Here is a 25,716-nt window from a genome sequence, read left to right on the forward strand (position 1 = left end):
TCGAGGACCACGAGCACGAAGGGCTGTGACGCAGATCACTCAAGGTTGACGAAAGTTGTTGCCGGGACGCCCAGCTGCCCTTACCGGAGAGCAGGAAAGGAACTTCTGGCCCAGGGAGGCACTCGTGCCCACCCTCCCTCCGCTCTCAGCAGACGAGTGGTCAGGCGAACCGTGCTTAACGGACGATGGTGTCCCCGCACGAACCCTCGCCGCGCACCTTCAGCGCCTTCAGTTCATGGTCATCCGCGGTGCACTCCCAGCGGAGCGCGGTTGCCATCACTCCCCCACGTACCGGCACTGGGCTTCCGGGTTGAGGCGACATCCAGTCGGCCGGGTCTTGGTCCGACTTTTGTCGATTGGATGGCCGTGGCGGCACGCGGACCCTGTCGGCCTGGGTGGTGGTACGGCCGAGGTCGTCGTAGACGATGCCGATCGCTTGAATCGATTCTTCGGCCCCTCCAGCCCCTCCGGCCCCTGCCGCTCGTCGCGCCGGGGAAGGGCGCCAGGCGGGGCCGACAGGCAGCGGTCAGCCATGATGTGATCGGATTCGCCCGAACATCGTGTGGAGATCGTGCGAAGCGCGCTGGTAATTTGAGAGCCGCGATCCCGTGAGGTCGGGGGGAAGTCAGGGTTTGCGACCGCCATAACGGTAACTGGGTCAAACCCTTGTACGTCTGTACTGCCTGCGCGCGCGTAGGGAGTACGGAGAGAGGCCGATCGTGACCCAGGCAGGGCAGGGAGCGCACGCTCAGGGAGGTGAGGGAGACTCCTCGGAGTCGAGGCCCTCGGCACAGAGGCGTGCCCCCGGGCAGCGGCTCGTACCCGACGAGACGATGCAGCTCCGAGTACCCGAGGGCGGCATACCCACCACCCCCGCCGAAGAGCCGTCGATACCCGGCGGAGGGCGGCCCGAGATGTCCGACGACATCGCCGACACACCCTCCGACACGGACGAAACCGGACGGACCGCACCAACCGGCGACTCCCCGGCGGCCACCTCCGGATTCCGCGCGTCCCGCCGCGCGGACGCCAAGGACGCCGTACCCGGCAGGTCGGGCACCCGGCGCAGCCGCAGGGCGCCCAAGTCGGCGCCCACCGCCCGCCTCACCGCCGCGTTCGCCGCCGCCTCCGCCGTCGTCGTCCCCGTGCTCGGCCCCTGGCTGCGCCGCGTGCGGCCGCACTACCCCCGGCCCGGACAGAACGGCTGGAAGCGCTGGGTACCCTCCTGGCGGCAGACCGGGGGCGCGGCCCTCGCCTCGTTCGGGCTGAGCGTCCTGACCCTGACCGTCGCCTACGCCGTCACCGACATCCCGGACAACCTGAACTCCTTCGCCACCCAGCAGGACACCGTCTACTTCTGGGCCGACGGCACCCCCATGGCCCGCGCCGGCTGGGTGCAACGGCAGGAGATGGAGCTGGACGACGTCCCCGAGGACGTGCGCTGGGCCGTGCTCGCCGCCGAGAACGAGAGCTTCTACAGCGACCCCGGCATATCGGCCAAGGGCCTCACCCGCGCCCTCCTGCGCACCGTCGGACAGGGCAGCACCGAGGGCGGCTCGACCATCACCCAGCAGTACGTCAAGAACGCCTACCTCAGCCAGGAGCGGACCTACAGCCGCAAGTTCACCGAGGCCATGATGGCTCTCAAGCTCGACAACAAGATGAGCAAGGACGAGATCCTGGAGGGCTACCTCAACACCAGCTGGTTCGGCCGCGGCACCTACGGCATCCAGCGGGCAGCCCAGGCGTATTACGGCAAGGACGTGAGCGAGCTCAACGCCAGCGAGGGCGCCTTCCTCGCCACCCTCCTCAAGGGCGCCGGACTGTACGATCCGACGCTCAGCGCGGCCAACCGCGCCCGCGCGGAGGAGCGGTGGCGGTGGACGCTCGACCGGATGGTGAAGATCGGCAAGATGTCGCCGGAGGAGCGCGCCGGCTACCGGACCTTCCCGAAGGTGCTGGAGAGCAACCCGCTCTACAGCACCGGTGAGCAGAGCGACTACCTGGTGGAACTCGCCACCCGGTACGCCAAGAAGGCGGCGCACATCTCCGACAAGGACTTCGACCGCGGCGGCTACCAGATCTACACGACGTTCGACAAGAGGCGCGTGGACCAGCTCACCCGGGCCGTTGGCACGGCCCGCGACAAGGCCCGCAAGGACAACCCGAAGGCCGCGAAGCACATCCATTACGGCGCCGCCTCCATCGCCGTCGACGGGCGGATCCTGGCCATCCACGGCGGCCCCGACCACCGCAAGCAGGGCTACAACGAGTCCAACGCGACCACAGTGCCCGCCGGATCGGCTTTCCAGCCGTTCGTCTACGCCGCCGCCCTGGAACACGGCGTGCGCAAGAGCCGGGAGAGCGCCCCCGCGCCGGTGATGGGCGAGACGGTGTACGTCGGCGACGACAAGGTGCCTGTCACCACGCCGGAAGGGCCCTACTGGGACCGCAGCGGCCGCAAGGTCGCCGCGAAGAACGACGGCGGGCGATCCTACGGGCAGATATCCCTGCACCGCGCCCTCGCGAACTCCGTCAACACCACCTTCATGCAGCTCGGCATGGACACCGGACTGGACAAGGTCCGCGCCACCGCCAAGGCAGCCGGACTGCTGCCCTCCAGCCTCGGCGCCCAGGTGCCCGCACTGGCCACCGGCAGCTCCAGGCCCAGCGCCATCCGGATGGCAAGCGGCTACACCACCTTCGCCGCCGAGGGCCGGCACACCGAGCCGTACACCATCCTCAAGGTCACCCGCAACGGCCACGAGGTCGCCACGGACGTCCCGGTGGCGCGCCGGGCCGTGGACGCCGACACCGCCGCCGAGGTGCAGTCCGCCCTGACGGACGCCTTCCGCACCGCCTATCCGGAGACCGCAGCGCAGGCGGGCGGCACGGTAGCCGGAAAGAGAGGCACCACCGAGGACGACACCGCCGCCTGGTACGTCGGCACCGAGAAGAAGGTGTCCACCGCGGTCGTCGTCTACCGCATCGACCTGGCCAAGAGCCTCGAACCCCTGCCGCTGGAGGGACTGGGCGGCACGATCGCCGACAGCGTCCCGTACGGCATCTGGTCAAAAGCCCTCACGCCACTGGGCTGACCACCGGCGCGACCGACACCGTCCCCTTCCACGCCTCCGGCAGATCGAGGCCACCGAGAGATTGAGCCGCAGATGAACAAGCCGTCGGGCCGACGCCGCAAGGACCCCGCACCCCGCCGTCTCCCCGCCCGCCCCCGAACGCTCGCCCTGGCGGCACTCGTCGTCGTCGCCTCCACCCTCGGTGGCTACCTGGCCCTGTCCGGGACCGACGACACCACCCCGACCGCGTCCGCGACGAACCGCTCGCCACGCCAACCGCTGTCCGGGGCCTCGGGGGAACCGGCCTGGGACGGCAAGGTCAAGGTGATCGGCGACGGCTCGACCTCCTACACCGGCCCGCAGAAGGGGCAGCTCAAGCCCCGGCCCCTCAAGCCCGGCGAGAAGCCGCCGCAGTTCGTGGTCTTCTCCTGGGACGGCGCCCTCCAGGGTGATGACGGGCTGTTCGCGCACTACCGAGAGATGGCCAACCGGCACAACGCCCACATGACGTTCTTCCTCACCGGCATCTACCTGCTGCCCAAGGGCAAGAGGGACCTGTACGACCCGCCGCAGCATTCCCGGGGCAGCGCGGCCATCAGCTTCCCCACCGACGAGCACGTCTACACCACCCTGGAGCAGCTCACCGGGGCCTGGAAGGACGGCAACGAGATCGGCACCCACTTCAACGGGCACTTCTGCGGCCCGAAGGGCGGCGGCGACTGGAGCGTGCCCGAGTGGAAGAGCGAGATCGACCAGTTCTACGGCTTCGTCGAGAAGTGGAAGACGAACACCGGCAGGACCGACCTCGACCCGCTGCCGTTCGACATACGCCGCGAGGTCGCCGGCGGCCGCGCCCCCTGCCTCGAAGGCCAGGCCAATCTCCTCCAGGCCGCCAAGGGCTACGACTGGCGCTACGACGCGAGCTCCGCCGGTGACTTCCAGATATGGCCGAAGAAGAAGAACGGCATATGGGACTTCCCGCTCCAGATGCTTCCCTACGAGGGCGGCAAGTACCAGGGCCTGTCCATGGACTTCAACTTCCTCTACAACCAGTCCGATGGCGAGACCGACGGCGACCCGGCCATGCACCCGAAATGGCAGCAGGAGACCCTGGACACCTACATAGCCGGGTTCAACCGCGTCTACTACGGCAGCCGCGCACCACTGTTCATCGGCAACCACTTCGAAGAGTGGAACGGCGGCATCTACATGAAGGCCGTCGACCGGATGATAGAGAAGGTGTGCACCAAGAAGGACGTCAAGTGCGTGTCCTTCAAGGAGCTCGCCGACTGGATGGACGTCCAGAAGCCCGCCACCCTGGAGCGGCTCCGCAGCCTCGACCCCGCCCAGTCGCCGGACTGGTCCACCGTCGTGAAGTGAGCGGCCAACCGCCGTTGATCCCACCTGCGGTGACAGTTCGGAAACCTCTTCGCATCAGTCGCCCCACCTCCTTCACACCAGCTGCACCAGGCATGCCAAGATGCCGCTTAGCTCGGCGGTCCCATGCCGGGAAAAGAGGGAAGAACGCCAGTGAAGTCAAGAAGACTCAAGCACACCCGACGCCGGGCGACGATACTCACGGCGGCCGCCGCATCAGCCGTCGCGGGGGTCGCACTGCTGCCCAACTGGAACGCGGGTGCCTCCACGGCGGCCGAGCCCCAGGTCGACGCCAAGACCAAGGCCGCCTTCCAGAGCCTGGCCGACGCGGTCTTCACCGACCGCACCAACGCGCTGGTCGACCAGCCGCGCCACGGCGGTAAGAAGGCACTCGCCGACGGCTTCTCCGGCAAGGTGGAGCTCTCCGCCGGCATCGGCCGCACCGAGAGCGCCGCCCGCAAGCAACTCGACGCCCGCAAGAACCGGCTGGCGAGCAACGGCGAGAAGTACAGCGCCGGCAGCACCAAGGTCACCTTGGACCGCACCGCCGTCAAGGGCCGCACCGCCGTCGTCATGGTCACCGAGAACACCACCCTGACCTACGCGAAGGTCGCCGGCGGCGAGCCGGGCACGACCGGTTTCCAGGCCCGCCACGAACTGACCTTCAAGGCGGACAGGGAGGGCTCCTGGAAGGTCACGAAGATCCGCGAGACCGGCGACGGCTACCTCGCGGTCAACCAGCTCGCCCGGCCGATGACCACCACCGTGGCGGCCAAGGCCACCAACACCACACCGTCGGCGCCCCGCGCCGCCATCACGAAGCGCCCGCCGGCCGCCCCCAAGAACCTCACCGGCGGCGCGTACGACTACCAGGCGATGGCCGCGTACGCGGAGAAGCACTGGACGAACTACAACCCGGCCTACCCCGATTTCAACGGGGCCGGTGCGGGCGGCGACTGCACCAACTTCGTCAGCCAGTCCCTCAAGGCCGGCGGCTGGAAGCACGTGCCCGGTTACGTCTACGACTACACGCGCTGGTTCGGCACCGCCGACATCCAGTCGCACTCCTTCGTCGGCGTCAACGAGTGGTCCTGGTTCGCGCAGAACTCCAAGCGCACCACCAGCCTCGCCAACGTCTACCAGCTGGACGTCGGCGACGTCCTCCAGGTCGACTTCGACAAGGACGGGTCCAAGGACCACACCATGATCGTCACGTCCCGCCGCAACGGAGTGCCGTACCTGACGTACCACTCCACCAACACCCTGCGCCGTTCGATGACGAGCATCATCTCGTCCTACCCGAACGCCGCGTACTACGCCTACCGCACCTGACGGTCGGCCACCCCCGAGCAACAGCGCCCCGCGTCCGTGAGGACGCGGGGCGCTGTTGCTTGTCGCCGACCCGGAGAAGCGCCACCGGGCCCCGGTCTTTCTCGGGGAGTTGCCCGGTGACGCGAGATGCCGGTCGGCGTACTGACGGCACTCATCGGCGTGCCCACCTTGTCGGCGCTGCTGAGCCGATGGGCGAGAGCGACGTGAAGGGCACCGACGCAGGTGCCAATTGCCAAACAAAGGTGGTGGAGGGGACGGTGAGCGGCCTCGCGGATGCGCCGGTTGTTGGCGTGGACGGCGGTCCACTCCTGTCCGGATTCCCGTAGAGCCCCCGCGTCCCTGGACGCGGCAGATGCCACGCCAACCGGAACACTGCCTGAACCTGGTCTTCCATCGCCGCGACGGTGCCGGACGGGAGGTCGCCGTGGTGCAGGGACTCCAGGTACACCCAGAGTTCCGGGCTCGCCGATCCATACGCGCAAACCCTGGCTCACCGAAGTCATGTGATCGTCGGTGCGTGCGGTGTGGTCACCCTCGAACCATCCCCCGCCAGCGCAGCCCGCGGGGGGTGCCCCTATGTGTTTGGTCAAGGTCCGACGCCAGTAGGTTCGTGTGGTCAAGGGCAGGCCGAGCCGTAGAGGTGTGCATGAGTGATAGCCAGATCACGATCAAGCTCACGAGTGACGAGGCACTGGTGCTGTCGCACTGGCTGGAGAAGCTCCAGATGACGGACCTCAGCCGCGTTGTCGACGATCCGGCGGTTTGGGCACCGATTCATCGAATCGCCGGAACCCTCGACAAGACCCTTCCCGAGTTGTTCGCGCCTGACTATGACTGCGGCCATGGTCCAGGAGTCCAGTGCCAGCGCGTCACCGAATAGCATGCCGCAACGGTCGACCGGCAGGTCGCCAACGATGATCGGCCCGTCCCCGGGCGGCGCCGGCGCGTGGCGGACCGAGATTGACCTCAAGGACCCGCGATGGCTGGTCCCCCGTCGAAGGGCGGCGCCGCCGTGCTGGCTCGCAACTTCAACGGCCTGTCACAGCGGCGCGAACTGCGTCCATCTCACACATCCCATCGTGGACGTGTCCGCCGCCGACCCATGCCGCGGCAGCGCCCTGTCCGGCGGTGCTGGGCTGATTGCCGTGCTGGCGCTCCAGGCCCTCGTGGCCACCGTGATCATCGCTCTGCACCTGTGTGGCGCCTACGGCTCGCCTCGCTGGTCGTCACGGCCACCTTCTCCTCGTCGCCCGCGGATGCGGCCCTTGCTGCGACCATTCACCCCTTCCGCTTCTTGTTCGCGTCCCGCCGCTGGCGGAACATCGTGCCCACGCCGACTCCGACCACGGCGATGACACCGAGGACGATAGTCGCCAGGGCGGAGTCGCCGATCGGGGTGAAGGCCAGGTCGGTTAGGTGAAGGGAGGCGGAAGGAGCTCCGCCGAGTGCGATCGTCAAAATCCTGCTCCTAGGGGGCGATGCCGCGAAGCGGCATTCCGGGCGGCTCACTGGCTGTGGACTTCTTGCTCTTCTCCCAGGCGATCAAGAAGACGGCACCCTGGGTCCCGAGGACGAGCAGGGCGGTACTGCCCGCCGGGGAGGCCGAGTTGTACGCCGCAGAGGGATACCCGTCTCCGCGAGACCGTGGGCCGACTCGGGCGAGCGGGCCGACGTCGTGAGGGCTGCAGGTGTTGCGTTGGGGTCGTCAGGGTCTTTCACGGCTCTCTGACTCCTGTGAGAGAGCGTCGGTCGGGGAGGGGCAGAACCCCTCAGTGGTCATGCAGTTCACGTGCCCCCGGACTCGCGGTTGAAGCCGTGTCCGTCCCGGCGGCGCCTCCGGGCCTGTCATGGAGGCTAGGTCCGCGAGAGGTACCCCGATGTCATGGTCCCGTTGCAGCACGGGCCCCGTATTTTTCCCCGCGGGTGGCCAGCTTCTTAGGCACGACCGCCGCGCGCCCGGTTGCGTACCCTCGCCGGAGCGTGTCGTCGCGGCGGGTGAACTGGCCGACCGCGTTCGTCCGTCCGAGGGTCACCGCCCGATCGACGTAACGCAGGGCGTGCGGCTTGGGGGTGTGACCCTTGGCCAGCCGAGACAGGATGTTCGCTACGTGAGCCGCCTGGGGGGGCGACGCACGCGAAGGCGAAACGGGCTCCGGGTACGGCCGCGCCGTCACCGACGGCGAAGATCTGCGGGTCGCCGACGCAGCGCAGGTACGGGTCGACGAGGACTCGGCCTTCTCCGGCGACCGGAGGACCGCTGCGGGCAACGAGGTCGGGGACTCCGGGACACGATCGCCCACAGGGTCAGGTCGGAGGGGAAAGCGTCGCCCGAGCGCAGGGGGACGACGCCTTCTGCGGCCTCGGTCACGCCGTCGTGCACGATGTCGACCTTCAGCCGTTCGAGTCCGTTCCGGACTCGCTCGTTGGCGCTCGGGGAGAAGCTGTCGGCGACCGAGGTGCCGACGTACGCCCTGGCCGTCGCCGCCGCCACGGGCGACGGTGACGGGCGGCTGATCGGCTTCGGCCGCCTCGCCCCGGACCCCCACCAACCCAGGGCCGCGACCTTCGGCTTCGCTCTCAACCCGGACGTCTGGGGCAACGGCTTCGGCACCGAGACCGTACGCCTGCTACTGGCCTGCGCCTTCGAAGACCTCGACCTCCACCGGGTCTGGGGAGCCCGCTTCCCCCACAACACCGCCTCCGCCCGCACCATGAAACGCGCAGGGCTCACCGAGGAGGGCTACATCCGCGAGCCGTCTGTAACGCTGCCGCGCAGTCAGGCGTCCCGCGCCCGGCCATTGATCTCCTCGGCGGTCCGCCGGAGCACGCTGACAAGGGTCTTCCGTGTCTCGGCGGGCAGTGCGCCCAGCAGAAGCTCGTCGAGCTCGGCGGCTCGCTCGCGGGCGTCGGCAACAGCCTGCCGGCCCTTCTCGGTAACGCGCAGGCGTGCGGTGTTGCCGCGCCCGGTCGGTGACGCCCGTTCGATGCGTCCGTCCTGCTCCAGGCGGCGGATCGTGGCGTGCATGCTGGGGACGCTGACCCCGGCTCGGCGCGCCAGTTCACTGATCGACGCCTCCGGGTTCCGCGAGAGATGACCGAGCGCGCCGAGGTGGCGCATGGTCAGCCCCAAAGGAGCAAGCGCAACCTCCAGTTCGGCGCGGACCTGCCGGCCGAGCGCTGCGATGAGCAGGATTGGCTCCCCTTGGGCGGGGGCGGCAGAGCGTCCGCCACCAGCCGTTGGTGAATTCGCGCTCCCGTCGGGCGTCAAGGTCACTAGTTCTCTCCCTCTCGATGGTCACACCGTACGGGCTGCTACGCTGACCCAAGTTTTAGCTAAGCTAATACTAGTGGAGTGAGTGATCCCCTATGTCGAAGTTCTTCCTCAGCCTGCACGTGGTGGCCGCCGTCCTCGCCGTCGGCCCCGTGACAGTGGCGAGCAGTCTCTTCCCACCGAGAATGCGGGCGGTTCTCGCAGGCAACACCGCGCGGATGCCCGAGGTCCGTCTGCTGCACCGGGTGACCCGGACCTACGCGTGGGTAGGCATCGCCGTGCCCGTACTGGGAGTGGCCACGGCGGTGTCGATGGGCGTCCTCAACGACGCATGGGTCATGGTCTCGCTTGTTCTGACCGCCTTGGCCGCAGGGCTCCTGATGGCGCGGATCCTGCCCGGACAAGCCGAGGCGCTCGCCACCGCCGACGGAGAGACCGGAGCGGAGGACCGCGCAACCGCCGAGGCCTCCACGCGCTCGCTGGCCATGATGACCGGGGTCTTCTCACTGCTGTGGACCGTGGTGCTGGTCCTGATGATCATCCGTCCCGGCTCCACCACGGGGGCCTGAGTTGACGTCGCTGCACCAGCCCCGCACCTATCAGCCCCCGCAGGCTGTTCGTATCGCCGCCCTGACCGAGGCGCTCACGCTGCCGGTTCTCCTGGCCAACAGTTTCCTCCTCGAAGCCGAGTCACTTCCCGCCGTGGTCGGCCCCCTGCACGGCATGACGTATGTGCTGGTCGTCATGTTCGGATTCCTCGTACGACATCTGCGCCCGGGCCGCTGGTACGCCCTCGTGCCCGGTATCGGGGGAACCCTCATGCTCCGGCGGGTGGCGAGGGCCGCACGGCCCGACCGCCGGGATGGTGCCTCGTGAGGGGCCACCTCCCGGACGCGCCGCCCGGGAAGGACGCTGTCGTCGTCGAGGGTCTGGGAAAGGACTTCGGGGGTGACCGCCGAATCGGCCCGCTGCACTTCCGGGTCCCCGCCGGAAGCGTCACCGGCTTCGTCGGCCCCAACGGCGCGGGCAAGACCACGACCGTCCGCATGCTGCTCGGGCTCGTGGCCCCGACGTCCGGAACCGCCCGCGTACTCGGGCATGACCTCGCGGACCGTGCCGCCCACCTCCCCTCCGTCGGCGCCCTCGTGGAGGGACCCGCCCTGTATGACGGACTGTCCGGACGACGAAACCTCCTTGTCCACGCCCGCCTCGGCGGCATTCCTACCTCCCGGGTCGATGAGGTCCTGGATCAGACGGGACTGGGAGGGCGCGGGAAGGAACGAGTACGCCGGTACTCGCTCGGCATGCGCCAGCGCCTCGCGATCGCCACCGCCCTGCTGCCGCGACCGAGACTCCTCGTGCTGGACGAGCCGGCCAACGGCCTGGACCCGCAGGGGATCATCTGGCTGAGGGGCCTGCTGCGCGACCTGGCCGCTGACGGCGTCTCCAGCCTTGTCTCGTCCCACCTGCTGGGCGAGATCGAGCACACCTGCGACCACCTGGTCGTCCTGCACGATGGCCGCGTCCGCTTCGAAGGGGCCAGCCATGACCTGCACCGCGCTGCTTCCGGAGCACTGCTGCTGCGCCCCGAGAACCCCGGCGACCTGGGGCCTCTCGCCGCTCTTGTCGCCGGGCTCGGCCACCAGGCCCGGCGCGGCGAGCGGGACGGCTGCGTGCACGTCACAGCTCCTCCGGCGGCGTCGGCGGAGATCAACCGCGCGTCAGCGGACGCCGGAATCACCCTGGCCGAGCTCGTCGTCCGCTCCGGCCTGGAGGACACCTTCCTCGCCATGACAACAGCCGACACCCATACCGGTAAAGACAGGGCCACCCGGTGAAGAACTCTTTCCTCGCCTCCTGGATCATTCTCTCCCGCCCTCTGACTCTTCTCTCAGCGTCGGGCGCGGCAGCACTCTTCGCGGTGGCGCTCACCGCGGGCACCTTCATCACCGCCGCCCGCCCCGGCGGCTCCCGGCTCAGCGATCCACCGCTGCTCGTGGCAGACATGGGCGCAGCGAATGTCCCCGGCAACCTCGTGGGGCGTCTCGCCATGGTGCTCGGCGCCGTTGCCCTCAGCGTCTGTGCCGCGTCCATTGCCACGGAGTTCACCTCCGGCACCGTCCGCCACCAGCTCATCCGGCTGCCCTCGCGCGCCCGATGGCTGGCAGGGCGCGCCCTGGCACTCGCGGTGCTTGTCGTCGCGGTGAGCGCACTGGCCACCGCCACCGTCCTGGCCTCCGCCTATGTCGCCGCGGCTGCCTGGGGCGTCCCCACAGACGGGTGGGCGACCGCCGCCGGCCTGCGGGCCACACTCCGGGCCGCGGGCGGAGTTCAGGCTTCCACCCTTGGATTCGCCGCGATCGGGGCGGGGCTGGCACTTCTGCTGCGGTCCTCCATCGCAGCGATCGGCTTCGGCCTCGTCTATGGCCTCTTCGAGAGCCTCCTCGCGGCGATCGTGCCGGGCGCCGCGAAAATCCTGCCGGGCCAGGTCCTCGCGGCCGTCGCCACCGGCGGTTCCGACGAACTGTCCTTCTCACAGGCGGTCCTGCGCGCGACGGCGTTCGTCGTCGCCGTCTACCTGACCGCCGCCGTTGTCTTCCTCCGCCGCGACATCACCGAGTAGCGGCGACGGAGAGAAATAGGGAGATCCCATGAACGACCAGGTCACCGCATACACCGCACTCGTCTACCTTCCAGAAGGCTTCAACGCGCTGGAGGCCGTCGGGTTCACCGAGGCCATCGGGCTCGTCCCGGGTTTCACCGTGCTGACGGTCGCCGACAAGGCCGGACCCGTCGTCTCCGATTCCGGCACGGTCGTCCTGACCGCCCAGGCCGGCATCGACGACATCGACAACGCCGACATCCTCTACATCCCCGGAGGCCGGATCGTCCCCTCTCTCAAGGACGAGCGGCTGCTGACGTGGATCCGCAAGGTCGACGCCGGCACCCGCTTCACCACCGCCCTGTGCGTCGGACGGGCCCTGCTCGGGGCGGCGGGGCTCCTGCACGGCGTCCGCGTCGCGGCTCAGCCCGTGCCCCTGCCCGAGCAGGGCGCGGTCGAGGTTCCGGACCGGCTCGTCGCCCACGGCAAGTACGTGACGGGTGCCAACGCCGTCTCGTCCCTGGACGTCGCCCTGCACGTGGCCGCTCAATTCACCGACGCCCCCACCGCCAGGGCGATCCAGACCGCCCTGGAGTACGACGTCGACGTGTGGGGCCCTCCCTTCCCCGCGAGGCCCCTGCCCCACCCGGCCCCTGAGGAGCTCGCGGTCTTGATGTCGCTCATGTCGGGTGGCATGCGCGAGCGCATCCTGCGGGAGCTTCAGTCGCTGTCCGTCAGCTGAACCGCGCACGGCCGCAGGTCGCCGATTCCGGCGAAGACTGGTGAACCCTTGTCAGGGGCTGTCCGAGCGCACGCCAGGCAGCTCCTTTCGCTGGCCGGTGCGCCGGAATCGTTTTCCAGTTGCGAGACGATCTGCTCGGGGTCTTCGTCGATCCGGAAGTAGCGGGGAAACCGTCGTGCGACGACATCCACGAAGGCAAGCCGACCTACCTGCTGGCTGTCGCCCGGACGCGAGCCGAAATGGCGGGTGACGAAGCAGCTTTGGCCGCTCTCAGTCGCGTCACGGGGAACGCCGACCTCACGGAGGAGGAAGACCTGGCTCACGGCACTCGACGACCACCTCGCCCGGGCCGTGGACGCGGTCGCGGGTATGCCCGGCCGGACCGGATGGCCAACCCCACGCCTTCTCGCCCCTCACCTCTCAGCCCACCTCGACCGCAGCACATCCCACAACTTCGTTGGCGCCCGCAACACCCTGGCCGATCTCGCTTACATCCTCAGCGCCGCAGGGGCGTCATACGAGGAGGTCTCTCCCCGTCGACGTGTTCTTGACGCCGAGAATGATCATTTCGGACCCGACGATATGGACACCCAGGCCAGCTGCAACAACTTCGCCAACGCATTGCACGATCTCGAAAAGCACCGGCAAGCCGTCGACCTCCACCGCGAGAACCTCGCCAGCCACGAGCGGGGCCTTGGCCCCGACCACCCCGACACACTCGGCATCCGCAACAACCTCGCCGTCGCACTGGACCTGCTCGGCGAACACCTGCAGGCCGCCGATCTATACCGGCACTTAGTCGCCGATCGTGAACGCGTCCTTGGCGATGATCACTCCGACAGCCTCGCCAGCCGCAACAACCTCGCCATCGCAGAGGCCCGGCTGGCCGAGGTCGGACGTAGGCGGTGGTGGCGTACGCCCCGCCGTAGGTGAGGGCATCTCCTTGCTCCCCTACCCATTCACCGCGAACGCTCCGGGCCGGAGCCGGATTGCAGGTGCGGCCCCGGGTTCAGGTGCTGCCGGGTCGGCGCCCGGTAGCGGGCGGGGCGGGGCCATGCCCTGCGGCAGGCGTCACCCGTACGGTGCGCGGCGCGGTCCGGGAGGGTGGGGTGGGTGGCGGTGCTCCGGTAAGGGTGGCGGCTTCGCGGAGCAGGGCGGCGGCGCGGGTCTGGGCGCGGTGTTCCTGTGCGCGGTGCCAGGCTTTGGCGGCCTCGACGGCTTCGGCGAGGGCGATCAGGAGGGTCAGGACGGCGGGTGCGCCGACGCCCCGGGCTGTTCTGGGGGCGTGTTCCAGGACGGGCGGAGGCCTTGAAACTGGCGCTGGCGGCGCCTTGCAGGGTGCGGGCTCCGGGGGCGCGGGAGGCCTGCTCGAACGCGGCCGCCGCCGCACGGATCTGGTCGCGGACCGGGGTCGGGGACTGCACGGCGGCGACGGTCAGGAGGTCGCCGAGGGCGGCGACTTCACCGGCACCTTCGGCACGGCCGGCCCGCGCTAGAAGGTACGCGGCTTCGCGGATCCGGGTGTGCGCGCGGGCGAGATCGGCGGGCGCCATGGGCGGGTGGAAGCGTTCGCGAATCCGGGGCAGGGACAGGTCGTGGGCGAGGGTCCGGCCGGAGAACCAGACGGGCCTGCTGCCGCGGTCGGCGCGGTCGCCGGGCAGCGCGACCGCGTACCCGTCCAGGGCGCCGTTCGCGTCGTGGTGTTCACGCACCCGCATGCCTGCGTCGCGCAGCCGGGTGAGGAAGTCGGTGGTGTTGGTGGCGCGGGCGGCGGCCTCGCGGACGGTGCGCTGGAGGCTCTCGCGGGCGGCCTCTGGAAGGCCGCGGCGGGAGGCCTTCTCCTTCTCCCCCGTGACCGGGGCGCGGCACGCGGTGCGGTCGAGCGGCGACATCGGTGCCAGCCCCCAGGCGGCCTCGAAGGCGCGGGCGGCGGTGTGCATCTTGGGGATGTCGCCGCGGACGCATGAGGGTCTCCTGCGCGACGGCCATCAGCTTCCATCCGGCCCACGCCCCGGCGGCGAGTCCTTCGCGGCGTGCCGCGGTGGTGACGACCTCCAGCTCGGCGTCGGTATAGGTGATGTAGAGGCGCCGGTTCCGGGTGGTACCGGTACGGCGTTCCCGTCGTCTGATGGTCGTGTTCTCGCCTGTTCCGGATGTCACCGGCGTGCCTCGCTTTCGTTCCTCCAGGGGGCGCTATCCGAATTCCCGGATCGGTGCTATTGCACCCAATACCCACTAACTGGCTCCCCCCTTCTAATGTTTGAAAAAGCGCCCCCGGTTCGCCTGGGACGCGCACGGCACCAGCCCACGGCAACCGGTGAAAGCCCACCGGATACCGGACCGCCAACCACACCACCGAGCCACCACACCACCCCACACACCACCCCCACACCACCCCGACACCGAAGCGACGACCACCCACTGGACAACCCACGAGCAACCCCCACCGCGACGGCGGCGCACACCGGGAAACCCCGAAACGGCCGAGTGACGGAGAACAGCGGAGTGGTCTGCCACGTGCGCGCGGGCGGGGCTGGTCGAGAGCCGCCGTCGCGTCCGGCCGCACCGCAAAGCCACCTCTCCGAGGGGCCAAACCGGCAACCTCGGAGCACGTGGACTACCTCACGGAGCAGTTCGGCGAGCCCGCCTGGCAGCACAAGAGGACGGTACGGATATACGGGAGCGGCATCGAAGGAGGTGAGTCCGAGCCCGTCCTCGACGACGTCGAGCTGACGGTGCGAACGTGGCCGCTGGGCCTGCTCGGCTACCTCGTCACCTGGTGCAACGAGCACGACGACGTGCTGATGTACTCCCTCACCACCCGCAGTCGGCTCTTCCGCCCGCGGGTGTCCATCGGACCGCACCGAACCACCACGCCGCTTCAGCTACGCCGAGGAGCACTACTTCGGGAACCCCGGCGGCTACCTCCGCTGGGCGGTGGGATTGAGCGACGCCGGCTCCCCACTCGCTCCGCCGATCGGATGCCAAGGAGACTCCTGGGCTACCGAAGACGTAGCCGCCTACCGCCGCACCGCCCGTATCAACTCCGTACTCGTCATCAGCCCCGCGATAGACCTGGAGGGGGCGCTCCCCCGCGGCATCGCACCCGACCTCGACACCGTCCGGCTCCTCGAACTCCGCCACCCCGCACGCATCGCGCTGACCACCAGGCACTACAGCGCCTGGCTGCGGTCGAGCGCTGGAAACATCGCAACCGAGAGCTCCGGGAAGGCCTTCTCCCGTAGCCTCCTCGGCTCGTTCGCACGAAGGCCGACATCAGTCTCAACCGCTCCTGCCCTGCGGGAGTCCGTGGGGCCAGGAACCCGTGGAGTCACAGCGTCATGTGCTGACTCTCGCTTCAGCGCCCGAGCGCGTCCTCGCTCCGGTGTCTGCGGCAAGGGGATCTGAGCGGTGCTTCCTCCGCACGTGGCGACACGACAGCGGGCGCCTCGTGAGAAGGCCCAGCACAGGGTAAGGAGAGTCAGCACCCTGCGGCTGTGTGGCGAACCTGCGTGCCCTCTGGTGGGATACGAAAGCACCTATCACCACCGTCGGAGTTCCGGACCCCGCGGTCGGCCCACCGACAACCGAGCGCCCTGGAAGACGGGAGTACGTGCATGGTCTCCTCTGAGATCGCCATCTCGGCTGAGGGCGTGGTGCGGCGCTTCGGAAAGCTGGTCGCGCTCGACGAGGTGGATGTCGCCGTGCGTTCCGGTGAGGTGTACGGCTTCCTGGGCCCCAACGGTGCCGGCAAGTCCACCTTCACCCGGGTGCTCTGCACGCTGATCAACCCCTCCGGCGGCCGTGCCGAGGTCGCGGGCTTCGACGTCACCACCCAAGCCGACGAGGTGCGGCTGCGAGTCGGCGTCGCGTTGCAGGAGGCTGCTCTGGACGATCAGCAGACCGGCGCCGAGATGCTGGCTCTGCAGGGCCGCTTCTACGGTCTGTCACGCGCCGCCACCCAAGCCCGGGTGGCGGAGCTGACCGAGCTCATCGACATCGGTGACGCCCTCGGGCGGCGCGTCGGCACGTACTCCGGCGGCATGAAGCGACGTCTGGACCTGGCGCTGGCCCTCGTCCATGATCCTGTGGTGCTGTTCCTGGACGAGCCCACCACCGGGCTGGACCCGGTGAGCAGGTCCCGCGTCTGGCAGGAGGTACGCCGTCTGAACAGGGAGCTCGGCATGACGGTGTTCCTCACGACTCAGTACCTGGAGGAGGCCGACGAGCTCGCGGACAGAGTGGGCATCATCAACCGCGGCAAACTGGTGGCGGAGGGTACCCCTGCCGAACTCAAGCGGGCGATCGGGACCGACGTCGTCGTCGTGACCTTCGAAGGTCCGCTCCCCGAAGCTCGCCGTGCCCTTCAGCGCCTCGACGTCGTCCAGCGCATCGACACCGGCGACCAGTCGCTGACCGTGAGCGTCTCCGACGGCCCGTCCGCGATCAGTCCTGTAGCTGTCGCGCTTTCCGAAGCGCCGGGAATCGTCGTCCAGGAACTCTCCTTGCGCCGGCCTTCCCTGGACGACGTGTTCCTCTCCGTCACCGGAGAGCGGATCGCCACCCGCAACCGCGCGGCCATCCCGGTCGACGCCGATCGCCGGTCCACCACGGAGCCCCGATGACCACCACCCGCGAGCAACATCACCCAGCGCGCGTCGAGGGCCGCCGAGCCGGCTTCCCCCGGGACCTGGTTTCCGTTGCGATCCGCGCGCTGCGATCCATCCCCCGGGACCTGGAGACCGTGATCCCGGCGCTGATCATTCCGGTGTTCTTCTTCGTTGTGAACATCGGCGCCCTCGAACCCGTCGCCGAGGCCACCGGAGTCAAGGATTTCCGGGCCTTCCAGCTCCCGGTCGCGATCATCTTCGCCGTCACCGGCGTGTCACGCGCCAGCGGGCTGGTCACCGACATCAGCAGCGGCTACTTCGACCGGTTGCTGCTCACCCCGATGCGCCGCTCCGCCCTGCTGCTCGGCCTGATGATCGCTGATCTCGCCCTGGTCATGGCGCTCTGCGTTCCGGTCCTGATCCTGGGTGTAGCCGTCGGAGTGGGGTTCGACACCGGTCTGCTCGGCGCGGTCGTGTTCGTCTTCATCGCCGGCCTGTGGGGCCTCGCATACACAGGCTTCCCCTATGCCATCGCCCTGCGCACCGGCAGCCCCGGAGCCGTGAACTCATCGTTCCTGCTGTTCTTCCCCTTCGCCTTCCTCACGACGTCGTTCCTGCCGCAGGACGCGCTCACTGGATGGCTGGCCACCATTGCCGACTACAACCCCGTCACCTACATCCTCGCCGCCCTGCGTTCGCTCCTGAGCAGCGGATGGGTATGGGCCGATCTCTGGCCTGGACTGCTCGCCATCATCGGCGTGGGATCGGCGAGCTTCACGCTTGCTTTCACCGCCCTCCGCGGCCGGGTTTCGCGCGGCTGATGCCGCTCAGCTCCTCAAATCCGGCTCAGCAGTCCGATGCGCCGCAAACGCTGCGGATCACGACACGGAATCGCTCCGGACCGCACAGCGTCGCGGCCTGGCCACCGCACGCCGGACAGCCGGGGACGCTGTCGTCAGATCGTCGGGACAGCCGTGGGGCCATAGACGCTCACACCAGGTCGAGCGAACGCAGCCCGCGGTGCCGGCTCCCTTCCGGCCAAAGCGCCGGGCGGTGATGGCGGCTGCCCTGGCGCGGACCGCTCCATCGAGGAGCTGTCGCGGCTGTCCAGGACGGCCTCTTTTGGCCCCGGGAGAACAGGCTTGGCTGGACCGGGGTGAGCCGGACGGTGGAGAAACTCCTCAGCGGCCGCTTCGAGACCAACGCGTTGGAGATCAAGCCCACCACCCGGGCCGGGGCGATGGTCTCCGGCGGCGGCTACCAGGGCAAGACCGAACACGTCTGCGAGATCGCCGCCGCCTTCGAGGAGCGGTGGCTCGCCCTTCACGACTACCTCAACCCCGACGCCCGCCCCGGCAGCCGCGACCTGCACATCGCGGTCGCCTACGTCCGGACCCCGGTGACCGCGAAACCGAAGAGCACCTGCAAAGCGATCCTGAACTTCTTCGACGCGCCGATCGACACACGCCCGGACCTGCCCGGCCTGATCCGCCAGGTCACCGCCTCCCTGCGGGACCACGGCACCAAGGTCCTGATCCTGGACGACATCACGAGGCCTCGCATGCACCGGGCCGACGACCGAACCCTCGACCTGATCCGCGCGTTCATGAGCATGAACGTCACCCCTGGTCCTGGTCGGCGTCGACATCCCCGGCTCCGGACTGCTGCGCGAAGGACGCCATGACCCCGCCACCGGACAATGGCGCCTGCCTCCATCCCGGCATGCCAAGCCTCATGGGCTGGAGGCCACCCAGACCGAACGGCGCCTCGACCTGATCGAACTGGACCGCTTCCACTACAGCACCGCACCGCAGATCTCCGCCTGGGTCCAGCACCTGCACGGAGTCCAGAGCGGTCTGCGGCTCCTGGACGCGGGCCCTGGCACGCTCACCGAGGGCACGAAGCCCCTCTACCGCCGCACCAACGGTGTCGTCGGACTCCTGGAACGGCTCATCGAAGACGGCTGCCGCGAGGCCATCGACTCCGGCCGCGAACCGAGACCGCTACGACATCACCCACTGGCTCAAGCAGAACGAACAGCCCTACTACCAGCAGATGAAGCCCTTCCTCGACACTTACGCGGACCAGCTCATCCACGCCAACGACACCGAGCACTCCGGTCGCCAACTCACCTGCTCACTCGCCAAATGAAGCGCTCCTTACCTTATTGGCGGGTTGGTTCAGGTCCTTCGTACGATCGGGAGACCCGAGGCTGGAAGCGCTCATGCCGTGGTTGTGGCTCTGACTGATTGGCCACCCAGTGCCCCTCGACGACACGGCCACTCATCGGGATAAGCGAACAGAAATCGCTTCGTAAGGACACGTCGGCGCGGTCGTCTGCAGGGACCAGTCAACCGATCGACGAGGGAGGCTCGGGTGCCCGAGCTGTGGGCGGGGACGGATGCCGGCAAGGCCGCGCATCACTGCACGGTGATCGACTCGGACGGCACGAAGGTGCTCTCGCGCCGGGTGCCCAACAACGAGCCCGAGCTCCTGGAGCTGATGGGCGACGTTCTCGCACTGGCCGAGGACTGCCCGGTGACCTGGGCAGTCGACCTGAACGCAGGCGGGGGCGCTCTGCTGATCGCCCTCCTGAGCAGCCATAGTCAGCGACTCCTCTACATTCCTGACCGCACCGTTCACCATGCCTCCCGTGACTACCGCGGGGACGGCAAGACGGATGCGAAGGACGCCTACGTCATCGCCGACCAGGCACGGATGCATCGAGACCTGCAACCTCTGCAGGACTGGGACGAGATCGCGGTGGACCTCAAGATCCTCACAGCCCGCCGCTACGACCTCGCCGCCGACCGAACCCACACCACCAACCGGATGCGAGCACAGCTCCTGGAATACTTCCCCGCCCTGGAACGGACCTTCGACTACGCCGCCTCCAAAGCCGCCCTCATTCTCCTGACCGGCTACCAGACCCCGACCGGCCTGCGCCGGGTCGGCCCGAGCCGGCTCGCGACCTGGTTGAACAATCGCAAAGTCCGTGGCGCCCGGGCCATGGCCGAGGCGGCGATCGCCGCGGCGCAGGCGCAGCACACTGCTGTGGCCGGGGAGAGCACGGCCGCGGCCGTGGTCAACACCCTGGCCAGGGCCGTGCTGGCTCTGGACGAAGAGATCGCTGGCATCGACGCACAGATCGCGGTCCGGTTCCGAGAGCACCGCCACGCCGAAGTGGTCCTCAGCATGCCCGGCATGGGCCCTTTGCTGGGAGCGGAGTTCATCGCCTGCACCGGCGGTGACATGGACGCGTTCGGCAACTCGGGGCGGCTTGCCGGGGTCGCCGGCCTCGCCCCGGTCCCACGGGACTCAGGTCGCATCAGCGGCAACATGCGCCGACCACAACCGCTACCACCGCCGGCCTCTGCGCGTCTTCTACCTCTCCGCCCAGATCGCCGCCCGCTTCTGCCCCACGTCCAAGACCTTCTACGACCGGAAACGAACCGAGGGCAAGAGCCACAAACAGGCGATCCTCGCCCTCGCTCGCCGCCGACTCGACGTTCTGTGGGCCCTCATCCGCGACCAACGCCAATGGGAAGCACAGCCACCACAACCGGGCCTGACCAACGCCGCATAACGTTAGCCGGCCTGGTGAAGGTAGGTTCATCACCAGTTGGCTGGGGCCGTGGGAGGAGCTGCTGTGACACAGATCGAGGTCCCTGGACCTGAGCCCGACTGGCAGCCGGCTATACAACCGCCCTACTCCACCGGCAAGAACCCCGCCTTCCAGTACAGCGTCTGGGAACACTCCGCCCCGCTGTTCCAGATGATCGGAGTGCTGGCGTTGCCGGTGCAGCCCGTGGCTCAGAGGCTGCATCTGCACGTGGAGCGCTCGTGGGACGGGCTGGACGATCTCGACGTCGTTCTTTTCCGGCTGAAGGGTTTCAGCTTCGCAATCAGTAAGCACGACGGCAATCCGGTCGGCGTCTCGTATGTATGGCTCACCCAGCCGCACGAGCAAGCCGACAAGGCCCTGGACACCCTCCTGGAAGTAGTCGGGATCGGGGAGGACGCCGTCGCATTCCGCGGAGACGCTCACCAGGACCCAACAGAGCGGACCGCCACCGCACAGGATGCTGGCTCTCCTGATGAAGTCTCTGGCGTCACCTTGCCGACCTCTCTATGAGCAAGGGTCCGGCGTGCCATCGGCATGACCCCGTAGGCGCCTTCGGCGCTTGACAACGGTCATTGGGAATCAGTCACAGTCGGCGCGGGCCGGGTCCTTGCGACCGGGGATGTCTACAGGCCGAACTCGAGGTACTCGATGTCCGTGAAACGGACCTCTTCCAGGCTTCCGGCGCGGCGGCCCCCGTCCTGGAAGTACACCTCCTTGAGTGCCTCAGCGGCAAGCTCCTGGAGGCGCTGCTCGGTGGCGCCCTGCTCCTGGGCGTCGAAGAGGCGGGCGGCGTAGCGGGGCGGCAGTGCGATGGTCAGGTGCCGGAGGCGGTCCTGGTCCGTCGTGCCGATCGGTGCGGTGTAGCCGATCCGGGCGCGGGTATCGATGACGATGCCGCTGGTGGTGGCCGCCTTCTGGCGGGCCTTCGCACGGACCTGCGGCTGCCACCGCGCTTTCACCTCGCGGTCCAGGCGGGCCGCGAGGTCCGGGCGCGGTTTCTTGATCTGGTTCTTCACATACCGCTCGACGGTGCGCTGGGAGATCCGCAGGAGCTGGGCGACCACTCTGGTGCCGCCCAGTTGCCTGACCAGGTAACGCATCTGCGCGGGCGCGGCCTTGGGCACGAGCAGCGTCCTCTTGCCCCTGACGACCCTTGTCGACGAGCAGCAGAACCGCGCCATGCGACAAGATTTATGCCGCGGCGGCGGCACGGTGCAGCGTGAACCAGAACGTCGGAACCGGGTTCGTGCCGGGCGTCACGTCGACCAGCTGCCATCCAGCGAACCTGGTGCGGAGTTCGTCCGCGGTGACACCGGACCACGAGTCGTCAAACGCCCCGGGACCGTACCCGAACATCAGCAATCGTGCACCGGGGGCGGCACGCTGGGTGAGACCGGCGGCGTAGGCGTCGCGCCGGTGCGGCGGAATCCCGCAGTAGCAGCTCAGGTCGAAGAACAGATCGTACGGGCCGTGCACGCCCACCTCGTCGAGCCGGGTGGCGTCCCCGCACAGCACCCTGACGTCCACCCCGGCCCCGGCGGCCTTCCGCGTCGCCTGCCGAACCGCGCTGTCGACCAGGTCGACAGCTTCCACTCGCCAGCCGTGACGGGCCAGGTACACCGCGTTGGTCCCGGTGCCGCAGCCGAGCTCGAGGACCCGGCCCGGCACCGGCGCACCAGGACCCTCGACCAGAGCCACCAGCTCGGGCGGCGTGACGCCGCTGTCCCACGGCGGCTTGCCGGCCCGGTAGAAGTCCTCCAACACGCTGCGCACAAATGCCTCTTGGTTGAGCTCCGCAGCTGTCCGAGTTTCACTCATCGCTACCCCTCCAATATTTAGAGTTCAACTCTAGTGATTGACTCTAGATATAGACTTTCGACATGGATGCGGTCAAGGGATCCGACGGACAGAACACCAAGCGCCCCAACAAACAGGCCGAGCGCTCACGGCGAACCCGCGAGAAGATCGTCGCGGCGGCGCGGGACCTGTTCGTCGCGCAGGGGTACGGCGTGACGAGCCTTCAGGAGGTCGCGGATCGCGCGGGCGTGGCCGTCCAGACCGTGTACTTCGTGTTCCGCAACAAGCGCGCGCTGTTCAAGGACGTCGTCGACACCTCCATCGCGGGCGACGCCGAACCGGTCGCCACCATGGACCGCGACTGGTTCCGCGCAGCGTGCGCCGAGCCCACCGCGGCCGCACAACTGCGCGCCCACGTGCGGGGCGTATGCGAGATCCTCGGCCGCGTCGCCCCGATCATGCAGGTGATCGCGGCAGCGTCGGCCACGGACCCGGAGATCGCCGCGCAGTGGCCCGCCGCCCCAGACCCGCGCTACACCGTCCAGCTTGCCGTGGCGGAGTCGCTCCTCTCCAAGCCGGACGCCCGCGCCGACGTCGACACCGCCCACGCCGCCGACCTGTTGTACGGGCTGCTCAGCCCCGAGCTGTACCTGATCCTCGTACGCGACCGAGGCTGGTCACCCGACGCCTGGGAAAGGTGGGCCTGCGCGGCGCTGACCGCCCAGCTCTGCACCGACTACGAGTAGACGCTGTCCGGTGCCGGCAGTTCACTGGCAGCGGGGCTCTCTCGACCGGCGAAGCGAGACTCCGGTGATCGGATCTCGGGGAACCGTGCGACCGGCACTGCCGTCTCCGGTAGGCATCGCGCCCGGCGCGCAGGCGAAGCGAGCCACGGCGCGTCAGGCGTCGGGGAGCCAGCCCCGTTCGCGCAGCGCCTCGACGAACCGGCCGTAAGAGTCTTCCAGGGCAGGGCGCTGCGCCGACACCGGCTCGACAAGGGCGCCGCCGCGCACCATCGCGGCGGCGCTCGCCGCGAGGTCCTCGTGGAGCGTGCCGGACGCGGCGAGGAGCGCGGCGCCGAACGCCGTCTCCGCACGCTCGACAGCCCGGACCGGACGGTCCAGAACGGTGGCCCGGATCGCCGTCCACACGGCGCTGCGGCTGCCCCCGCCCGCCGCGTACAGAGGGCCGACCACCGGGACACCCAGACGCTCGACCCGGTCCAGGGCCAGGCGTTCGACGAAAGCGACCCCTTCGAGTGCGGCCCGGTGGGCGTCCGCCTCGTCCCGGGCGCGGCCCAGCACGAAACCGCGTGCCGCACCCGAGACGAAGGGGAACCGTTCGCCGTCGCGGCGCAGCGGGTAGCGCACGTACGAAGCGGGGCCCCGGGCCGCCGCCGCGGCGTCCAGCGCGGGCAACCGGGCCGGTGCGACATCCGCCATGCACTCCCCTCCGGTGTTGGACGCCCCGCCGGGCAGCCACCAGCCGTCGGGGTGGCGGTGGCTGTAGAACGCTCCGGTCTCGTCGCGCACCAGGTGCTCGGAGACGCCCTTGAGGACGTACGTGGTGCCGATGACGCCCACGAACCGGCCCGGCTCGACCGCCCCGGTGGCGATCTGGCCCGCGCAGCCGTCCGTCATCCCGAGGCGTACGGAGCATCCTTCGGGCAGACCCGTGGCCTCGGCCGCCGCCGGGCCGACGACCCCTGCCTCCGTGGCGGGGGCGCCTACGGCGGAAAGCAGCCCGAGCGGGAAGCCGAGCGCGTCGAACACCTCGTGCGCCCACTCCCCCGCACGGGCGTCGTAGCCGGACTTCAACGCGTGACTCCAGTCCACGGCCACGGGATGACCCGTCAACCCGCGGCCGATGACCTCAGGCGTGTGCAGAACACGGCGCAGGGCGGAGCCGTTGGCCCGCAGACACCACACCGCCCGGCCCAGCGCGGCCGTAGGACCCACCGACAGACCCAGCGCGTCCCAGCGGGCGCTGCCCACCCGCTGAGCCTCGGCGTTGATGTCGGCGCCCCGCCGGTCGTCGTACATCAGGGCCGGGCCGAGCGGTCCGCCGTCGGTCCCGATGGGCACGATCGTGCCGGATGTGGCGGACACGGCTACCGCGATCACCTCACGGCCACCCCTGGGCAGCACGCCCGTAGCGCGCCGCAGCACCGAACACACGGCAGGCCACCACGACGTGGCATCCTGCTCACTCGTCCCCGCAGTGGTCCGGACGGGGGGTGGCAGATCGGCCCGCGCCTCGGCCAGCACACGTCCCCGCCCGTCCACGCACAGCGCGCGGACAGACGCAGTCGCCACATCGATACCGATCACAGCCGGAGAGCCGAGAGCGGCGGGACGGGATTCACTGCTCATAGCGGAAGCGTCCTTCCCGACGGAGCGGGCCACACACACTCACACCAGTCCGCCGATCGGGTGGCGGTCCATCGTCGCGGTGGTGGCTCGGTGTGAAATTAACATGCTTTCCATCATGACGGGAGGACGCGTTCATGGTGCGACGGTCGCCACCGTGACCCGGGTCCGTTCGCGGAGTTTGCCGAGCAGTTCGGTGTCCGCGCCGTCGTCCACGACGAGATGGTCCAGGTCACCGACGGGCCCCACCCGGTGCAGCGCGGTCCGGGCGAGTTTGGTGTGGTCCATGAGCATCACCTTCGTCGCCGCCGACGTCAGCATCGCCCGTTTGACCAGCACCACGTCCTGCTCCTGGTGGTAGGCCGTCCTCGCGTCGAGCGCCGACGTGGAGACGGCGACGAGATCGACGGAGAGCGCCTCCACCGCCTCGACGCAGGGCATCCCGAGGAAGGAGTCATGGGTGCGCGAGTACTCGCCGCCCAGGGCGATCAGGCGGATGCCCTCGCACCCGGCGAAGACGTCGAGCACCCGGCGGGCGTTGGTGACCACGGTGAGCGGGGCGAGGTCGACCAGCAGGCCGGCCATGACCAGCACCGTCGTGGAGTCGTCGAGCATCACCGACATACCGGGCTCCACCAACGCGGCGGCGGCGCGCGCGACGGCCTTCTTCTCCGCCGTGTTGACGCCGAGCCGGTAGTCGAGGCTCGACTCGAACACCGTGGACGGCAGGGCGGACGCGCCGCCGCGGAAGCGTCGCAGCACCCCTTGCCGCGCGAGGTCGTCGAGGTCCCGGTGGACGGTCATCAGGCTCACGCCCGTGAGCCGGGCGAGAGCGGCGCCGGTGGCGGTGCCCTGCTCCACGACGTGGTCGGCGATGAGCCGTCGGCGTTCTTCGGCGGATCTCTTGGTCATGG

Annotated in this window: 23 protein-coding genes and 5 pseudogenes; 21 read left to right on the forward strand and 7 right to left on the reverse strand. The window is 69.1% G+C overall.

Annotated features, from left to right (window positions below):
- Positions 1 to 833: 833 nt before the first annotated feature.
- The 4 genes from ACFWRV_RS06845 to ACFWRV_RS06860 all read left to right on the forward strand — a co-directional run bounded on the left by ACFWRV_RS06845 (position 834) and on the right by ACFWRV_RS06860 (position 6,666).
- Positions 834 to 3,098 carry a transglycosylase domain-containing protein gene (locus ACFWRV_RS06845; protein WP_384329296.1) on the forward strand — a complete coding sequence of 755 codons (2,265 nt, stop codon included), beginning with the start codon at positions 834 to 836 and terminating at the stop codon, positions 3,096 to 3,098.
- Positions 3,099 to 3,170: 72 nt separating this feature from the next.
- Entirely contained in the window at positions 3,171 to 4,457 is a 1,287-nt protein-coding gene (locus ACFWRV_RS06850; RefSeq protein ID WP_384329299.1) for a hypothetical protein, read from the forward strand.
- A 150-nt stretch (positions 4,458 to 4,607) separates the two neighbouring features.
- Positions 4,608 to 5,786, forward strand: coding sequence for an amidase domain-containing protein (locus tag ACFWRV_RS06855; RefSeq protein ID WP_384329302.1), 1,179 nt, complete (start codon positions 4,608 to 4,610; stop codon positions 5,784 to 5,786).
- A 646-nt stretch (positions 5,787 to 6,432) separates the two neighbouring features.
- Positions 6,433 to 6,666, forward strand: coding sequence for a hypothetical protein (locus ACFWRV_RS06860; protein ID WP_384329305.1), 234 nt, complete (start codon positions 6,433 to 6,435; stop codon positions 6,664 to 6,666).
- 398 nt (positions 6,667 to 7,064) lie between these two features.
- Here the strand turns inward: ACFWRV_RS06860 and ACFWRV_RS06865 are convergent, their stop codons facing one another.
- Complete coding sequence (locus tag ACFWRV_RS06865; RefSeq protein WP_384329308.1) at positions 7,065 to 7,244, reverse strand: hypothetical protein; 180 nt, start codon at positions 7,242 to 7,244, stop codon at positions 7,065 to 7,067.
- 923 nt (positions 7,245 to 8,167) lie between these two features.
- On the opposite strand from ACFWRV_RS06865, the pseudogene ACFWRV_RS06870 reads away from it, so the two are divergent.
- A pseudogene (locus ACFWRV_RS06870) lies at positions 8,168 to 8,503 on the forward strand (GNAT family N-acetyltransferase); the annotation flags it as partial.
- Positions 8,504 to 8,562: 59 nt separating this feature from the next.
- Here the strand turns inward: ACFWRV_RS06870 and ACFWRV_RS06875 are convergent.
- Entirely contained in the window at positions 8,563 to 9,060 is a 498-nt protein-coding gene (locus tag ACFWRV_RS06875) for a MarR family winged helix-turn-helix transcriptional regulator (RefSeq protein ID WP_384329311.1), read from the reverse strand.
- A 92-nt stretch (positions 9,061 to 9,152) separates the two neighbouring features.
- On the opposite strand from ACFWRV_RS06875, the gene ACFWRV_RS06880 reads away from it, so the two are divergent.
- From ACFWRV_RS06880 to ACFWRV_RS06910, 7 genes and pseudogenes are all read left to right on the forward strand, one after another.
- A complete protein-coding gene (locus ACFWRV_RS06880) occupies positions 9,153 to 9,626 on the forward strand; it encodes a hypothetical protein (RefSeq protein WP_384329314.1) in 474 nt (157 codons plus the stop codon).
- A 1-nt stretch (position 9,627) separates the two neighbouring features.
- Positions 9,628 to 9,933, forward strand: coding sequence for a DUF3817 domain-containing protein (locus tag ACFWRV_RS06885; RefSeq protein ID WP_384329317.1), 306 nt, complete (start codon positions 9,628 to 9,630; stop codon positions 9,931 to 9,933).
- Entirely contained in the window at positions 9,930 to 10,895 is a 966-nt protein-coding gene (locus tag ACFWRV_RS06890) for an ATP-binding cassette domain-containing protein (RefSeq protein WP_384329320.1), read from the forward strand. The genes ACFWRV_RS06885 and ACFWRV_RS06890 overlap by 4 nt, the downstream gene beginning before the upstream one ends.
- Entirely contained in the window at positions 10,892 to 11,680 is a 789-nt protein-coding gene (locus tag ACFWRV_RS06895) for a hypothetical protein (protein WP_384329323.1), read from the forward strand. The genes ACFWRV_RS06890 and ACFWRV_RS06895 overlap by 4 nt, the downstream gene beginning before the upstream one ends.
- 28 nt (positions 11,681 to 11,708) lie before the next feature.
- On the forward strand, positions 11,709 to 12,401 hold the full coding sequence (locus tag ACFWRV_RS06900; RefSeq protein WP_384329326.1) for a DJ-1/PfpI family protein: 693 nt from the start codon (positions 11,709 to 11,711) through the stop codon (positions 12,399 to 12,401).
- Between the two features lie 89 nt (positions 12,402 to 12,490).
- A pseudogene (locus ACFWRV_RS06905) lies at positions 12,491 to 12,712 on the forward strand (polyprenyl synthetase family protein); the annotation flags it as partial.
- A 271-nt stretch (positions 12,713 to 12,983) separates the two neighbouring features.
- Positions 12,984 to 13,334 carry a tetratricopeptide repeat protein gene (locus ACFWRV_RS06910; RefSeq protein WP_384329329.1) on the forward strand — a complete coding sequence of 117 codons (351 nt, stop codon included), beginning with the start codon at positions 12,984 to 12,986 and terminating at the stop codon, positions 13,332 to 13,334.
- Positions 13,335 to 13,360: 26 nt separating this feature from the next.
- On the opposite strand, the gene ACFWRV_RS06915 is transcribed toward ACFWRV_RS06910, so the two are convergent.
- Positions 13,361 to 14,341, reverse strand: coding sequence for a hypothetical protein (locus ACFWRV_RS06915; protein WP_384329332.1), 981 nt, complete (start codon positions 14,339 to 14,341; stop codon positions 13,361 to 13,363).
- A gap of 672 nt (positions 14,342 to 15,013) precedes the next feature.
- On the opposite strand from ACFWRV_RS06915, the pseudogene ACFWRV_RS06920 reads away from it, so the two are divergent.
- The 8 genes and pseudogenes from ACFWRV_RS06920 to ACFWRV_RS06955 form a co-directional block, all read left to right on the forward strand.
- Positions 15,014 to 15,247 (forward strand): annotated as a pseudogene (locus ACFWRV_RS06920) (ETEC_3214 domain-containing protein); the annotation flags it as partial.
- A gap of 40 nt (positions 15,248 to 15,287) precedes the next feature.
- Positions 15,288 to 15,809, forward strand: a pseudogene (locus tag ACFWRV_RS06925) (ETEC_3214 domain-containing protein); the annotation flags it as partial.
- Positions 15,810 to 16,018: 209 nt separating this feature from the next.
- On the forward strand, positions 16,019 to 17,026 hold the full coding sequence (locus tag ACFWRV_RS06930) for an ATP-binding cassette domain-containing protein (protein ID WP_384329335.1): 1,008 nt from the start codon (positions 16,019 to 16,021) through the stop codon (positions 17,024 to 17,026).
- Complete coding sequence (locus ACFWRV_RS06935; protein ID WP_384329338.1) at positions 17,023 to 17,832, forward strand: ABC transporter permease; 810 nt, start codon at positions 17,023 to 17,025, stop codon at positions 17,830 to 17,832. The genes ACFWRV_RS06930 and ACFWRV_RS06935 overlap by 4 nt, the downstream gene beginning before the upstream one ends.
- A 347-nt stretch (positions 17,833 to 18,179) precedes the next feature.
- Positions 18,180 to 18,695 carry a TniB family NTP-binding protein gene (locus tag ACFWRV_RS06940; protein ID WP_384329341.1) on the forward strand — a complete coding sequence of 172 codons (516 nt, stop codon included), beginning with the start codon at positions 18,180 to 18,182 and terminating at the stop codon, positions 18,693 to 18,695.
- A 242-nt stretch (positions 18,696 to 18,937) separates the two neighbouring features.
- The gene (locus ACFWRV_RS06945) at positions 18,938 to 19,162 is read left to right on the forward strand and encodes a hypothetical protein (protein WP_384329344.1); all 225 of its coding nucleotides are present in this window, start codon (positions 18,938 to 18,940) and stop codon (positions 19,160 to 19,162) included.
- A gap of 225 nt (positions 19,163 to 19,387) precedes the next feature.
- Positions 19,388 to 20,597, forward strand: a pseudogene (locus ACFWRV_RS06950) (IS110 family transposase).
- 63 nt (positions 20,598 to 20,660) lie between these two features.
- Complete coding sequence (locus ACFWRV_RS06955) at positions 20,661 to 21,146, forward strand: hypothetical protein (protein ID WP_384329347.1); 486 nt, start codon at positions 20,661 to 20,663, stop codon at positions 21,144 to 21,146.
- Between the two features lie 113 nt (positions 21,147 to 21,259).
- On the opposite strand, the gene tpg is transcribed toward ACFWRV_RS06955, so the two are convergent.
- Entirely contained in the window at positions 21,260 to 21,817 is a 558-nt protein-coding gene (gene tpg, locus ACFWRV_RS06960) for a telomere-protecting terminal protein Tpg (protein WP_384329350.1), read from the reverse strand.
- Positions 21,818 to 21,827: 10 nt separating this feature from the next.
- The gene (locus ACFWRV_RS06965; protein ID WP_384329352.1) at positions 21,828 to 22,409 is read right to left on the reverse strand and encodes a class I SAM-dependent methyltransferase; all 582 of its coding nucleotides are present in this window, start codon (positions 22,407 to 22,409) and stop codon (positions 21,828 to 21,830) included.
- Between the two features lie 107 nt (positions 22,410 to 22,516).
- On the opposite strand from ACFWRV_RS06965, the gene ACFWRV_RS06970 reads away from it, so the two are divergent.
- Positions 22,517 to 23,179: a TetR/AcrR family transcriptional regulator gene (locus ACFWRV_RS06970; protein WP_384329355.1), complete on the forward strand. Its 663-nt coding sequence runs from the start codon at positions 22,517 to 22,519 to the stop codon at positions 23,177 to 23,179.
- Positions 23,180 to 23,332: 153 nt separating this feature from the next.
- On the opposite strand, the gene ACFWRV_RS06975 is transcribed toward ACFWRV_RS06970, so the two are convergent.
- Both ACFWRV_RS06975 and ACFWRV_RS06980 read right to left on the reverse strand, forming a co-directional pair.
- A complete protein-coding gene (locus tag ACFWRV_RS06975) occupies positions 23,333 to 24,805 on the reverse strand; it encodes an FGGY-family carbohydrate kinase (RefSeq protein ID WP_384329358.1) in 1,473 nt (490 codons plus the stop codon).
- 132 nt (positions 24,806 to 24,937) lie between these two features.
- The gene (locus ACFWRV_RS06980) at positions 24,938 to 25,714 is read right to left on the reverse strand and encodes a DeoR/GlpR family DNA-binding transcription regulator (protein ID WP_384329361.1); all 777 of its coding nucleotides are present in this window, start codon (positions 25,712 to 25,714) and stop codon (positions 24,938 to 24,940) included.
- Positions 25,715 to 25,716: the final 2 nt, after the last annotated feature.

The organism is Streptomyces sp. NPDC058576, assembly GCF_042718715.1.
Lineage (GTDB): Bacteria > Actinomycetota > Actinomycetes > Streptomycetales > Streptomycetaceae > Streptomyces.

Bases quoted from the DNA above. Each gene is read 5' to 3' on its own strand.
- ACFWRV_RS06980 (WP_384329361.1), bottom strand. From the start codon at position 25,714: ATGACCAAGAGATCCGCCGAAGAACGCCGACGGCTCATCGCCGACCAC.
- ACFWRV_RS06935 (WP_384329338.1), top strand. From the start codon at position 17,023: ATGACCACCACCCGCGAGCAACATCACCCAGCGCGCGTCGAGGGCCGC.
- ACFWRV_RS06880 (WP_384329314.1), top strand. From the start codon at position 9,153: ATGTCGAAGTTCTTCCTCAGCCTGCACGTGGTGGCCGCCGTCCTCGCC.
- ACFWRV_RS06975 (WP_384329358.1), bottom strand. From the start codon at position 24,805: ATGAGCAGTGAATCCCGTCCCGCCGCTCTCGGCTCTCCGGCTGTGATC.
- ACFWRV_RS06930 (WP_384329335.1), top strand. From the start codon at position 16,019: ATGGTCTCCTCTGAGATCGCCATCTCGGCTGAGGGCGTGGTGCGGCGC.
- ACFWRV_RS06970 (WP_384329355.1), top strand. From the start codon at position 22,517: ATGGATGCGGTCAAGGGATCCGACGGACAGAACACCAAGCGCCCCAAC.
- ACFWRV_RS06900 (WP_384329326.1), top strand. From the start codon at position 11,709: ATGAACGACCAGGTCACCGCATACACCGCACTCGTCTACCTTCCAGAA.
- ACFWRV_RS06845 (WP_384329296.1), top strand. From the start codon at position 834: ATGCAGCTCCGAGTACCCGAGGGCGGCATACCCACCACCCCCGCCGAA.
- ACFWRV_RS06915 (WP_384329332.1), bottom strand. From the start codon at position 14,341: ATGCACACCGCCGCCCGCGCCTTCGAGGCCGCCTGGGGGCTGGCACCG.
- ACFWRV_RS06910 (WP_384329329.1), top strand. From the start codon at position 12,984: ATGGACACCCAGGCCAGCTGCAACAACTTCGCCAACGCATTGCACGAT.
- tpg (WP_384329350.1), bottom strand. From the start codon at position 21,817: ATGGCGCGGTTCTGCTGCTCGTCGACAAGGGTCGTCAGGGGCAAGAGG.
- ACFWRV_RS06850 (WP_384329299.1), top strand. From the start codon at position 3,171: ATGAACAAGCCGTCGGGCCGACGCCGCAAGGACCCCGCACCCCGCCGT.
- ACFWRV_RS06860 (WP_384329305.1), top strand. From the start codon at position 6,433: ATGAGTGATAGCCAGATCACGATCAAGCTCACGAGTGACGAGGCACTG.